The 12,822-nt window shown below is 40.4% G+C and carries 14 protein-coding genes; 13 read left to right on the top strand and 1 reads right to left on the bottom strand.

Annotated elements, in window-relative coordinates; genetic code table 11:
- The first annotated feature begins 36 nt into the window (after positions 1-36).
- From pabC to FTV38_RS11025, 4 genes are all read left to right on the top strand, one after another.
- On the top strand, positions 37-846 hold the full coding sequence (pabC, locus tag FTV38_RS11040; protein WP_180022489.1) for an aminodeoxychorismate lyase: 810 nt from the start codon (positions 37-39) through the stop codon (positions 844-846).
- Position 847: 1 nt separating this feature from the next.
- Positions 848-1,900: an endolytic transglycosylase MltG gene (mltG, locus tag FTV38_RS11035; RefSeq protein WP_180022488.1), complete on the top strand. Its 1,053-nt coding sequence runs from the start codon at positions 848-850 to the stop codon at positions 1,898-1,900.
- A gap of 9 nt (positions 1,901-1,909) precedes the next feature.
- Positions 1,910-2,515 (top strand): dTMP kinase, encoded by a 606-nt coding sequence (gene tmk / locus FTV38_RS11030; protein WP_180022487.1) that lies wholly within the window; start codon positions 1,910-1,912, stop codon positions 2,513-2,515.
- Between the two features lie 68 nt (positions 2,516-2,583).
- A complete protein-coding gene (locus FTV38_RS11025; RefSeq protein WP_180022486.1) occupies positions 2,584-3,003 on the top strand; it encodes a PaaI family thioesterase in 420 nt (139 codons plus the stop codon).
- Between the two features lie 80 nt (positions 3,004-3,083).
- Here the strand turns inward: FTV38_RS11025 and nadB are convergent, their stop codons facing one another.
- The gene (gene nadB, locus FTV38_RS11020; protein ID WP_180022485.1) at positions 3,084-4,730 is read right to left on the bottom strand and encodes an L-aspartate oxidase; all 1,647 of its coding nucleotides are present in this window, start codon (positions 4,728-4,730) and stop codon (positions 3,084-3,086) included.
- A gap of 228 nt (positions 4,731-4,958) precedes the next feature.
- On the opposite strand from nadB, the gene FTV38_RS11015 reads away from it, so the two are divergent.
- From FTV38_RS11015 to recO, 9 genes are all read left to right on the top strand, one after another.
- Positions 4,959-6,341 (top strand): Do family serine endopeptidase, encoded by a 1,383-nt coding sequence (locus FTV38_RS11015; RefSeq protein ID WP_168378034.1) that lies wholly within the window; start codon positions 4,959-4,961, stop codon positions 6,339-6,341.
- Between the two features lie 120 nt (positions 6,342-6,461).
- On the top strand, positions 6,462-6,911 hold the full coding sequence (locus FTV38_RS11010; RefSeq protein WP_078190331.1) for a thioesterase family protein: 450 nt from the start codon (positions 6,462-6,464) through the stop codon (positions 6,909-6,911).
- Between the two features lie 195 nt (positions 6,912-7,106).
- Positions 7,107-8,924: a translation elongation factor 4 gene (lepA, locus tag FTV38_RS11005; RefSeq protein ID WP_168378033.1), complete on the top strand. Its 1,818-nt coding sequence runs from the start codon at positions 7,107-7,109 to the stop codon at positions 8,922-8,924.
- A 21-nt stretch (positions 8,925-8,945) separates the two neighbouring features.
- Positions 8,946-9,773, top strand: a complete 828-nt coding sequence (gene lepB / locus FTV38_RS11000) for a signal peptidase I (RefSeq protein WP_168378032.1) — start codon at positions 8,946-8,948, stop codon at positions 9,771-9,773.
- A gap of 20 nt (positions 9,774-9,793) precedes the next feature.
- Complete coding sequence (locus FTV38_RS10995; protein WP_168378031.1) at positions 9,794-10,165, top strand: DUF4845 domain-containing protein; 372 nt, start codon at positions 9,794-9,796, stop codon at positions 10,163-10,165.
- Complete coding sequence (gene rnc / locus FTV38_RS10990; protein WP_111883979.1) at positions 10,137-10,835, top strand: ribonuclease III; 699 nt, start codon at positions 10,137-10,139, stop codon at positions 10,833-10,835. Before FTV38_RS10995 ends, rnc begins: the two co-directional genes overlap by 29 nt.
- Positions 10,835-11,863 (top strand): GTPase Era, encoded by a 1,029-nt coding sequence (era, locus tag FTV38_RS10985; protein WP_180007638.1) that lies wholly within the window; start codon positions 10,835-10,837, stop codon positions 11,861-11,863. The genes rnc and era overlap by 1 nt, the downstream gene beginning before the upstream one ends.
- Positions 11,864-11,896: 33 nt before the next feature.
- Positions 11,897-12,094: an NF038104 family lipoprotein gene (locus FTV38_RS10980; RefSeq protein ID WP_180009944.1), complete on the top strand. Its 198-nt coding sequence runs from the start codon at positions 11,897-11,899 to the stop codon at positions 12,092-12,094.
- An 8-nt stretch (positions 12,095-12,102) separates the two neighbouring features.
- Positions 12,103-12,819, top strand: a complete 717-nt coding sequence (gene recO, locus FTV38_RS10975) for a DNA repair protein RecO (protein WP_180010013.1) — start codon at positions 12,103-12,105, stop codon at positions 12,817-12,819.
- Positions 12,820-12,822: the final 3 nt, after the last annotated feature.

The following is a 12,822-nucleotide window of genomic DNA, read 5'->3' as shown; positions in this document are numbered from 1 at the left end:
TTTTAAAATAAAGAGATGTAATTGGGATGACGACGTATGCAGTGTTTTAAAAATGCGCAGCAAATAGAACAAGTTGATTTACTTGATCGAGCCTTTCACTATGGCGATGGCTGTTTTAGCACGGCACGTATTCGCCAAGGACAAATAGAACTTTTAGCTTTGCATATTGCACGATTAAAACTGAGTAATGAACGTTTAAAGCTAAATGCAGATTTAAGCCTCATTGAAGACACTCTAAAATTGTTACGTAAACAAGATGTCGTCAATGGCACTTTAAAAATTGTGTTGAGTCGTGGTATTGGTCAGCGTGGCTATAGTTTACCTGAGCACCCAGCAGATGTTTGGGTGTTTTATTACCCCAAAACCGTTGCAGATTTTGAGTACGAAACTGTCGAAAGTGGTGTATTACATCAAGCTATTGGGTTAACCATGCCAAGTTTGGTGGGCTTGAAGTCCTTAAATCGATTAGAACAAGTCATGCTCAAAGCAGAGTTGGATCAAACCCCATGGGGGGAAGCTTTGGTGACGGATGTGCAAGGTACAGTTGTCGAAGGTGTGAGCAGTAATTGTTTTATTCGTACAAATGAAGGATGGATTACGCCCGAACTTCGTTATAATGGCGTGCATGGTGTCATGCGTGCAGAAATTTTAAAACGGATGCAGCAGCATCAGATTGCATGTACTCAACGTCACGTCAATATGGATGAAATTACGCATTTTCAGAGTGTTTTTTTCTGCAATGCTTTAAGTCCCATGAAAATTGCATCAACTCTGAATGGAGTTGAGTTAGATGTTCAAGCTTGTATTGAACTTTTCCGAACACTTCAATTAAGTCAGATTCGTTAATATGTCCACCGCGTCTAAAAAAACAAATAAGAAAAAATCTGCCAAAGCAGGTTTTCCATTTAAAGCATGTTTGGTTGTGCTACTTGGCATCGTTGTACTTGTGGCGATTTTACTGTGGTCGAGTTTATTTAAAGCCTATCCCGTGGAAGGCAAAAAGCAAATGTTGGCGATTGGTGCAGGGGATACCTATTCAGGTTTTATTGACCGACTGGCCAAAGAGAAACAAGTTCATTTTCCTATTATTTTGAAGTTGTACCAAAAGTTCATGATTAATGACACCTTAAAAGCAGGTGTGTATGAAATTCATGAAGGTATGAGTGTACGAGAAGTTATGGAGTTGATTTCGAATTCTGAAAATGCGCAAATGAATCGAATTCTAGTGATCGAAGGTACGACATTTAAGCAACTGATAGATGCTTTAAAAAATGACCCTTTGGTGACGCATGACATCAGTCATTTACCGTATGCAGAAATCTTAAAAGAGCTCGGCATTCCGTATTCACACCCTGAAGGATTATTTGCACCGAATACGTATTTCTTTGCAAAAGGCGAGTCTGATCGTAAAATTTTAAAAGATTTGTATAACAGACAAATCAAAGCCTTAGATCAGGCTTGGACTAATCGAGCTCAAAATTTACCGTACAAAGATAAATATGAAGCCTTAATTATGGCGTCGATTATTGAAAAAGAAACCAGTCTTGATCGTGAGTTAGAGCAAGTATCAGGGGTGTTTGTCCGTCGTTTGCAACAAGGCATGCGTTTACAAACGGACCCTACGGTTATTTATGGCATGGGCGATAAGTACAACGGTAATATAACTCGTCAGGACTTACGTACACCAACAGCCTATAACACTTACACGATTAATGGTTTACCACCAACACCGATTGCTTTGCCGAGTCAAAAAGCAATTGAAGCCGCGATGCATCCTGATTCATCTAACAATATATATTTTGTTGCAACAGGAAATGGCGGCCATAAATTTAGCAGTAATTTGCAAGACCATAACCGCGCGGTACAAGAATATTTATCTGTAATTCGTGCGAAAAACTAAGGAGTGAGCATGTTTATTAGCTTTGAAGGTACGGAAGGTGTGGGTAAAACTACACTCATTCGTAAATTACATGATCATTTCCAAAATTTGGGTAAAAATGTCGTACTTACACGTGAGCCGGGTGGTACACCTATGGCTGAACAAATTCGTGCATTACTTCTGGCCGTCAATCATGATGAAGCAATGAGTGATGATACAGAGTTGTTACTTATGTATGCTGCACGCGCACAGCATTTGGCGCGCGTGATTTTACCTGCATTGGCAGAAGGTAAAATCGTTTTATGCGATCGTTTTGCCGATTCGAGTTTTGCTTATCAATGTGCAGGACGTGGTTTAGATCGTGACAAGCTCAATGTCTTAAATGCAAGTTTTGTTGCGCGTATACCGGATATTACTTTTTGGCTTGATGCACCGATTGAAACAGGAATGTTAAGAGCAAGAGAGCGTGGTGCTTTAGACCGTTTTGAACAAGAGAAAGCAACTTTCTTTGAGAAAGTAAGATCAGGTTTTGCTGAGATTCATCAAACGCATCCTGAACGAATGAAACGCCTTGACGCAACCCAAACACCTGAGCATGTATTCCAACAGGCATTATCGCAACTACAGCAGATCTAAAATGCCATAGTATTTGTTAGGTAATTGATTTAAAAATCATTCATAGCAAAAGTTATGGATGATTTTTTATGCATGCTACAAAACAGGAGATTATCAATTTCCTTAAGACTGAATTTGCGCCAAGCTTAAAGCATTGCACTATCGTTGAAGTTGGTGAAAAGGCTGCCACTTTAATTTGGCATGTGACTGAAAAAGATTTGCGGCCTGGCAATACTGTTTCAGGCCCGACTATGATGACTTTGGCGGACTTTGCATTGTATGTGGCAATACTTGCAGAGATTGGAATTGTCGGTCTTGCAGTCACGACCAATATGAATATTAATTTTTTAAGAAAACCCGAAGCCAATCAAGATTTAATAGGCGAGTGTCGATTGCTGAAAGTGGGCAAAAGTATAATTTATGGTGAGGTGTTGGTGTATTCAGCAGGTGTGGATGAGCCTGTTGCACATATAACAGGGAGTTATTCTATTCCACCAAAACGAATATAAAGGCTCAATTGCATTTGCTGATTCAAATAAAAAGCCGAATTTATATTCGGCTTTTTATGGTTTTTAGACATTTTAGATGTTTAAGAAACCAGTTCTGTATTCACCAATGGACATTCCACTTGGAAATCGGGTGGACTTAACACCGTTTTACGTAGTTCGTCTGCTTGTTCAGGATAGTCTAAAGTGAAATGCAGACCACGAGACTCTTTACGTTCCATTGCACAGCGCACAATCATTTCTGATACCAATACTAAGTTACGGAGTTCAATCAGATTTTTACTGACTTGGTAATCTTGGTAATACTCGGTGATTTCACGCTTAAGCATTTCAATGCGGTGTAGGGCACGTTGGAGGCGCTTGGTTGTTCTGACAATACCCACGTAGTTCCACATGGTTTGGCGAAGCTCGTCCCAATTTTGCAAAATCACCACGTCTTCATCAGGGTTGGTCACTTGCGAGTCATCCCATTCTGGGACATGAGGCGCCTGATAAGTCCCTTGATGTTGTGATGTGATATGTGCTGAAGCACTCATACCATAGACGAAACATTCAAGTAAGGAGTTACTTGCCATACGGTTTGCACCATGTAGGCCGGTATAAGAGGTTTCTCCAATGGCATATAGGCCTGGAATATCGGTCTGACTGTTTTCATCAACCACAACGCCACCACAGGTGTAGTGTGCTGCCGGAACCACCGGAATCATTTCTTTGGTAATATCAATACCGAGTTCCATTAAGCGTGCATACAATGTTGGGAAATGTTCTTTGACAAATTCTGCAGGTTTATGGGTGATATCAAGCCAAACATGACGGATTCCTAGACGTTTGATTTCATAATCAATAGCGCGCGCTACGATATCGCGTGGTGCTAATTCGGCACGCTCATCAAAGCGCAGCATAAAGCGTTCACCATCTGGAAGACGTAAATAGGCACCTTCGCCACGCATCGCTTCGGTAATTAAGAAAGAGCGAGCTTGAGGATGATATAAACAGGTTGGATGGAATTGGTTAAACTCCATATTGGCAACACGGCAGCCTGCACGATACGCCATGGCAATACCATCACCCGTCGCAATGTCGGGATTTGATGTATATAAATATGCTTTCATGGCACCACCACAGGCAAGGGCAGTGAAGGGTGCTAAAAAGGTATGTACTTTTTCGGTTTTTTCATCTAAAGCATACAGACCGAGAGCACGGTTTTCAGTTTCAGGATTTAACTTTTGTGCGGTAATTAGATCTATCGCGATATAGTTTTCAAAGATCTGAATATTTGATTTTTCTTGGGCGCGTTCTACCAATGTTGTGGAAATTGCACGTCCAGTTGCATCCGCTGCATGAATTATACGGCGCTGAGAGTGGCCACCTTCTCGGGTCAGATGTAGCTGTTCTTGTTCGTCTAAAGTAAATTGTACCCCTTGATTCAGTAGAAAATCGACAGAGGGCTTACCACCTTCAACGGTTTGTTTTACCGCCGCCATTTCACATAAATGTGCACCTGCAATCATGGTGTCATCGATATGTTGTTCAATGGAATCTGTTTTATCGAGGACGGCTGCCACGCCACCTTGGGCAAAATATGTACTGGCATCCGTCAGCGTCGACTTAGCTAAAACAGCAATATTAAAATGATCTGGTAACGAGAGGGCTAAACTTAAACCTGCACCGCCACTTCCCACAATAATCACATCAAATTGATGTGTCGTGTTTAAATTAGACATGTCCATCAGCTAATTTTAAAAATGTCCGATCATCACAACTGTTTTTGCCTAAAAACGCAATGACTATAAATTAACTAAATAATGAAAAATATTCATGGATCTGTAATATTTAAGGAATGTTTAAGATTGTTTATCCTAAATATTCATCAAACATTTTATTACGAAGCTTAGACTTGCATTGTGATAAAAACTAACGTATTTCAAATGATAAGCACAATTGAGTGAATGCTAACAATGAATAAATCGTATTTACAAAAGGGACTTTATGCAGCTGTGTTTACGGTTGCTAGCGTACAAACGCAGGCAGCAGGTCCTGTTGATTTTTCCAATTTGGTTGAACAGGTCAGCCCAGCTGTCGTAAGCGTGAATGTGGTTAAAAAGCTCAGTCAAGAAGAGCTTTTACAGCAGCAAGTCCCAGAAATATTACGACGCTTTTTTGGTAATCAGGTCGTTATCCCGCAGCAAAAAATGCCGCAAGAAAAGACCGGTTATGGAAGCGCATTCTTTATTAGTAAAGATGGTTATCTATTAACTAATCACCATGTGGTAGAAGATGCATCGAAAGTCACCATCGTATTGAATGACCGCCGTGAAATTGATGCCACCGTTGTGGGTAGTGATGAGCGGACTGATGTGGCTTTGCTAAAGGTGAAAGGTTCAAATTTTCCAGAGCTACGCACAGGTAATGTTGACCGTTTACGTGTAGGTGAGCCAGTGTTGGCTATTGGTTCACCATTTGGTTTTGACTATTCAGCTTCGGCAGGGATTGTCAGTGCGAAAATGCGCAATATGATGGGAGAAACCTCGGTTCCATTTATTCAAACCGATGTGGCATTGAACCCCGGAAACTCAGGCGGCCCTTTATTTAACCAGTCTGGTGAAGTGGTTGGGGTGAACTCTCGTATCTTTAGTGGTACGGGTGGTTATATGGGTTTATCGTTCTCGATTCCTATTGATGTGGCGATGGATGTTGCAGACCAATTAAAGAAAAACGGCAAGGTGACACGTGCTTACTTAGGCGTTATGCTGCAAGATATCGATCGGAATCTTGCTGAATCCTATAACCTTTCAAAACCTGAGGGCTCATTGATTACTCAAGTTGCACCGAATTCACCCGCAGCAAAAGCTGGCTTTAAAGCGGGTGATGTCATTTTGAAATTTAATGGTACACCGATTTCACGTACTGGCGAACTACTGAATTATCTCAATCGTACAGGTCCTAATCAAAGTATTCAGCTTGAAGTATTACGTGATGATAAACGCCAAAACATTTCAGCAACCTTGATCACTGCACCAGATGATACGCCTGCAAAAGCTGAAATTGCACCTGTGAAAAAAGGCCCGGTGATTGGGGTGTCAATTCGTAATTTAACTGCAGATGAATTAAAGCAACTGAGTGTGAAAGGTGGTGTATTAATTCAAGATGTACGAGCTAGTGGTATTGCTGCACAAGCGCGAATTCAGCCGGGTGACGTTGTGACTCAAGTTAATAATAAAGCTGTGAATAATGCAGAAGATTTTGTGAAAGTTATTTCAGAATTGAAAAATGGCAGCATTGCACGTGTTTCTTTGATTCGTCAGGGGCAACGTGCGATTGTGGGCATGCGCATTCAATAATGAATTACTGAATGAAAACCACTCCAAGCGAGTGGTTTTTTTAACTTTAGTGTTTTTGCAATTTACCCTTAGATAAAAATGAGTAGACTGTGGAGCATATTTTAAAATTTGCAGGACGCTATGAGCGATATCTTTGATTTAAAAATTACAGTTCAAGCTGAACATATCGACACATTAAATCATGTGAATAACGTGGTGTACGTCAGTTGGATGCAAGATGTCGCGACAGCACATATTGAAGCCTTGGGTTTAGGCTTAAAAGAATATATTGAATTGAAGCATGCCATGGTTGCTGTTGAGCATCATGTGCAATATCGCAAAGCAGCAGTTGAAGGTGAGGAGATTATTCTGCGAACGTGGCTCAATGATATCAATGCGTTGTATTCATTTCGTCAGTATGTATTTTATCGACCTAAAGACAAAGCGATATTATTTACAGGCAATACGCAGTGGGCATGCATTGAAATTGCCACAGGTCGTCCAAAACGCATGTCGCCAACCTTTACCCAAGCGTATCAACCTATTGCGGATAGCCTAAATCCGCTGGATTTTAGTGCTTATGATCTTTGAGTTTGATTTTATCGCAAAATTTCAAACCAAGACTAGCCAAGTTCTCCATGTAGGATGAATGACTTGCATAAAAGCAATGCATTATTTTCGATACTTTGAAAAATCCATCTGCTATAATCCTCGGCAATTTCTATTCGGCTTTTGCTATGCATAAAGAATTGCATGTATAGCGCTTTTATTTTTCCAAGGTAGCCCATGGCGCAAGCTAAAAAATCTGTTGATATAAAAAACATTCGTAACTTCTCGATCATTGCGCATATCGACCATGGTAAGTCGACCCTTGCCGACCGATTTATTCAAACTTGTGGTGGTTTGCAAGATCGTGAAATGCAGGCGCAGGTTCTAGATTCTATGGAATTGGAACGTGAGCGTGGTATTACGATTAAAGCTGCGTCAGTGACTTTGTATTACACCCATCCTAATGGTGAAGAATACCAACTCAACTTCATTGACACACCGGGGCACGTTGACTTTTCTTATGAAGTTTCACGTTCATTGGCTGCGTGTGAAGGTGCACTATTGGTTGTCGATGCTGCACAAGGGGTAGAAGCACAATCTGTAGCGAATTGCTATACCGCAATTGAACAAGGTTTAGAAGTCCTACCTGTTTTAAATAAAATTGATTTGCCGCAAGCAGAGCCAGAGCGTGTTATTCAAGAAATTGAAGACATTATTGGTATCGAAGCGACTGAAGCACCTACATGTTCAGCTAAAACCGGTCTAGGCATTGAAGGGGTGCTTGAAACACTGGTAAATGTTATTCCTGCACCCGAAGGCGATCGTAATGCACCATTACAAGCCTTAATTGTTGACTCTTGGTTCGACAACTATTTGGGCGTGGTTTCTTTAGTTCGTATTAAAGAAGGTCGTGTGCGTAAAGGCGATAAAATGTTGATGAAATCAACAGGTCAAACGCACATCATTACTTCAGTAGGTATTTTTAATCCGAAACACACAGAAACGGACATGCTCGAAGCAGGTGAAGTTGGTTTTGTGATTGCGGGTATTAAAGATATTTTTGGTGCTCCAGTTGGTGATACGATTACCTTGGCAACTACACCAGAAGTTGAAAGCTTACCGGGTTTCAAAAAAGTGAAACCACAGGTCTATGCAGGTTTATTCCCAATCGATTCAAGTGAATTTGAACCGTTCCGTGAGGCGCTGCACAAACTGCAAATTAATGACTCAGCGTTGTTCTTTGAACCTGAAAGTTCAGATGCACTTGGTTTTGGCTTCCGTTGTGGCTTCTTGGGTATGCTGCACATGGAAATTGTACAAGAACGTTTAGAACGTGAGTATGATCTGGACCTGATTTCTTCTGCACCAACCGTAATTTATGAAGCGGTGATGAAAAATGGTCAAACCATTTATATCGATAGTCCTTCTAAAATGCCGGATGGTTCAACAGTTGAAGACTTACGTGAGCCAATTGCTGAATGTCACATTTTAGTACCGCAAGAATACTTGGGTAATGTGATGACTTTATGTGTTGAACGTCGCGGCGTTCAAAAGAATATGAAGTTCATGGCGAACCAAGTGGCCATTACGTTTGAAATTCCAATGGCTGAAGTGGTAATGGATTTCTTTGATAAGTTGAAATCATGTTCACGTGGCTTTGCATCGCTTGACTATAGCTTTGTCCGTTTTGAGAGTTCATCTCTCGTTAAAGTTGATGTGTTAATTAATGGTGAGAAGGTGGATGCCTTGGCCATGATTTGTCACCGCCAAGATGCTCGTCACCGTGGTATTGCTCTAGTTGAAAAAATGAAAGATTTGATTCCACGTCAAATGTTTGATGTGGCTATTCAAGCAGCAATTGGTGCGCAAATCATTGCACGTTCAACTGTAAAAGCGATGCGTAAAAACGTATTGGCAAAATGTTATGGTGGTGACGTGTCACGTAAGAAGAAACTTCTTGCGAAACAAAAAGAAGGTAAGAAACGTATGAAGCAAGTGGGCAGCGTCGAAATCCCACAAGAAGCGTTCCTTGCTGTATTGAAAGTAGAAAGATAATAAATAGAGGTTTATGAGCTCATGGATTTTGACTTTAATTTGATCCTTGTTCCTGCCACAGTCATTTTTTTCTTAATTTGGTTGTTGGATAAGTTTGTCTGGAAACAACGACAGACCAAAGGTAAAGGGAATGAAAATGTCGTTATCGCATGGGCTTATGACTTTTGGCCGATTCTAGCGATAGTTTTGGTAATGCGTTCATTCTTATATGAGCCATTTAATATTCCATCAGACTCTATGGTTCCAACTTTAGAGACAGGTGATTTTATTGTGGTGAATAAATATCAGTATGGCGTACGATTACCTATTATTAATAAAAAAATTATTGATGTTGGTGAGCCTGAACGTGGAGATGTCATTGTATTCCGTTATCCACCACAACCAACCATTAGCTATATTAAACGTGTGGTTGGTTTACCAGGGGATCATATTATTTATGATCATGGTCAACTGAGTGTGAATGGTCAGAAAGTGGCAAAAGTTCCTGTGGAATTTAGCCGTGAAAAAGATCAACTCGACACACCTACATCGATTTATCATAAAGAAACCATGGGTAAGCATACGTTTACCATGCGTGAGCTTGAAGGTGTCAATGTTGCGCGCCAAGCGCCATTTATCAACTATGTTGAAAATGGTAAATATTCAACAGAAAATGGTTTATATTGGGAAGTTAAGGTTCCTGAAGGTCACTATTTCGCGATGGGGGATAATCGCGATCAAAGTGCGGACAGTCGTTTTTGGGGCTTTGTGCCTGAAGAAAACCTGACTGGACGTGCTTTTTACAAGTGGATGCATAAGGAACCTGGTTTAAAACTGCCTTCATTTAGTCGTAATGGCAGTATTGATTAGTCTTACATCAGGAAAATAAAATGAGACATCAGCGGGGAACGTCTTATATAGCAATTTTAATTGCTATTATTGGTTTTGCTTTTTTAGCAAAAGCATTAATTGCGGTTTGGGGACCGTATGTTGACGATCGTCTCGTCAACAATGAAATTGAAGAATTGATGAAGAGCAGTCCTAAAAATATTGCTCCGAGTAAGTTTGAGTCACAAATGTCACAGCGTTTAGATATGAATGGTGTACGTGATTTAAATTTTAAAGATATTGCTCAAGTCACTAATGTAGATGGTCTACAAGTGAAAACAGATTATGAAATAAGAAAACCTTTCTTATTGAATATTGATATTGTGTTGAAGTTCGAGAAAAGTTTTGATCAAAGCTCAGTCCAAGCTAAATGAAGCTCGTTTAGCAAGTCGTATCGGTTATCAGTTTAAACAACCTGAATTGTTACAACTGGCCTTGACCCACCGATCGGTGAGCCATAAATACAATTATGAACGCCTAGAATATCTGGGCGATTCATTATTGGGTATGATAATTGCCAATTATCTGTACCATGCCTACCCGCATGAAAATGAAGGGCGTCTAACGCGTATGCGTGCGACACTGGTTCGTCAGGAAGCGTTAGGTAAAATTGCCAATGACTTAAAACTCAGTCAAGAATTAATCTTGAGTACAGGTGAGTTGAAATCTGGCGGTCATCATCGCGAGTCTATACTTGCGGATACCGTTGAATCGATCATTGGTGCAATCTATGTCGATTGTCAGGATTTAAAAATTCTGGAACCGATTGTTCTTAAATGGTATGTGCCATATTTAGATCATATTGAACCAACCGATCAACTGAAAGATCCTAAATCACGTTTGCAAGAGTATTTACAAGCACGTAAAAAACCTCTCCCGGTTTACGAGGTTGTAGATATTCAGGGTGATGCTCCGAACCAACATTTTAAAGTTGAATGTACAGTCGAAGGGCTCCCTGTTAAATACGGTGAAGGTTCAAGCCGTCGCTTTGCTGAACAAGCTGTAGCGGCAGAAATCTTAGAAATTTTGGAGAAAAAGTCTTAATGACTACTCATTCCGATCACGTAGATGCTGATCACGAGTCGCAAGGCGACAGTAACGATTTAATTAGTCAGTTTTTTAGTGCGCAAGGTACTGAAATTCCTGCCGATTTTAAAAGTGGTTTTGTGGCGATTGTCGGTCGTCCAAACGTGGGTAAATCAACGTTAATGAACCATATTTTGGGTCAAAAACTTTCAATTACGTCACGTAAACCACAAACGACGCGTCATAAAATTGTGGGTATTGACTCACGCGAAAAGTCTCAGGCAGTATTCGTGGATACGCCCGGGATGCACAAAAAAGAAGTCCGTGCCATCAATAAAATGATGAACCGTGCGGCGCATTCTGCACTTCGTGATGTGAACTTGGTTTTGTTTGTGATTGATGCAGACAAATGGACACAGAATGATGATTTAGTGTTAGAAAAGCTAAAAAATGCCGATATGCCAGTTATTCTTGTGATCAATAAAATTGATACGCTAGAAAACAAAAACCATGCATTACCCTTGATACAAGAGCGTGCAAAATTGATGAATTTTGCAGAAATTGTTCCTGTATCAGCGTTACGCGGTGCAAATTTGGATCATTTGCGCAGTACGATTGAGAAATATCTGCCGTTCCAACCACCACTGTATTCACTTGAGCAATTGACTGATCGTTCAGAGCGTTTCCTTGCATCTGAAATTATCCGTGAAAAAATCATGCGTCAATTGGGTGAAGAGCTGCCTTATGATTTAACGGTTCAAATTGAGTCGTTTAAAACAGAAGAAGCAACAATTAATCCAAAAACTGGTCGTCCTAAAGCGGCGTGTACCTATATTGATGCGACGATTTTTGTCGATCGCTCTGGCCAAAAAGCCATTGTGATTGGTGAGAAAGGTGCCAAACTGAAGAAAATCGGTATGGATGCACGTGTGGATATGGAAAAAATGTTCGAGCAAAAAATCATGCTAACACTTTGGGTGAAAGTCAAAGGTGGTTGGTCTGATGATGAGCGTGCATTGAAAAGCTTGGGTTATAGCGATATTTAATTGCTAGACATTTAAAACTTTGAGGGAAGAGTAATGATGAAAGTATTAGCTGTAGTGGCATGTGTTTTGTTTCTACAAGGGTGTATTCATAAAATCGTTACTGTTCCTGTCAAAGTGGCTTATAAAACCACAAAAGGCGTGGTCAAAGGGACCGCTGCAGTTGTAGGTGCAGTCATTCCAGATGGGGGTGATGATGAAGAAGACGAAAAGAAAAAGAAAGACAAGGATTAATATCTTAAATCATGCGTAATGAGATACTGCATGGTTATTTAATTCACCATCGTAAATATCGTGAAAAAAGTCATATCGTGCACTTGTTTACGCAGGAGCATGGCCGAGTTGATGGTATTCTCAGGCAAACACCTCCGCCTCAGTATCAACCGATCTGCTTGCAAGCCTCCGGCAAGTCTGAGCTTAAAAATTTCAGTAAACTTGAAATTGTAAATCAACCCATATTCTTTTATGGGGATGCTTTTTTTTCAGGTTTTTATTTGAATGAAGTCTTATTGAGGTTATGTCCCTTAGAGGTCGAGATGCCAGAGACATTTGCTCAATATGCGCATACCTTAGAACAACTCCAATGCATGTCTGCGCAAGAAAATCCTGACCTGTTTTTGCGACAAATCCTTAGACAGTTTGAGCATGAGCTACTTGAAGAGTTGGGTTATGCGCTGGATTATTCAACTGATGCAAATCAACAGCAAATTCAGCTTCATGAAAATTATCAATTTCATTTAAATGAAGGTTTTCAACCTGTCATTAAAGCCTCACGCGCAACATTGTCAGGTCAACATATTTTAAGTATGTGTGATTATGAAAAAGGTGGGGAATTTAATTCTGAACAGTTACAATTACTGTCTAAGTTGTACCGACAAATGATTACTTCCTTGCTTGGTGATCGTCCATTAAAAAGTCGTCAATTGTGGATACAGAATTCTCAAACTCAACGTCATTAGGAA

Source organism: Acinetobacter sp. YH16044, from assembly GCF_013417145.1.
GTDB lineage: Bacteria > Pseudomonadota > Gammaproteobacteria > Pseudomonadales > Moraxellaceae > Acinetobacter > Acinetobacter amyesii.
This window is presented reverse-complemented; position numbering and strand designations above follow the sequence as displayed.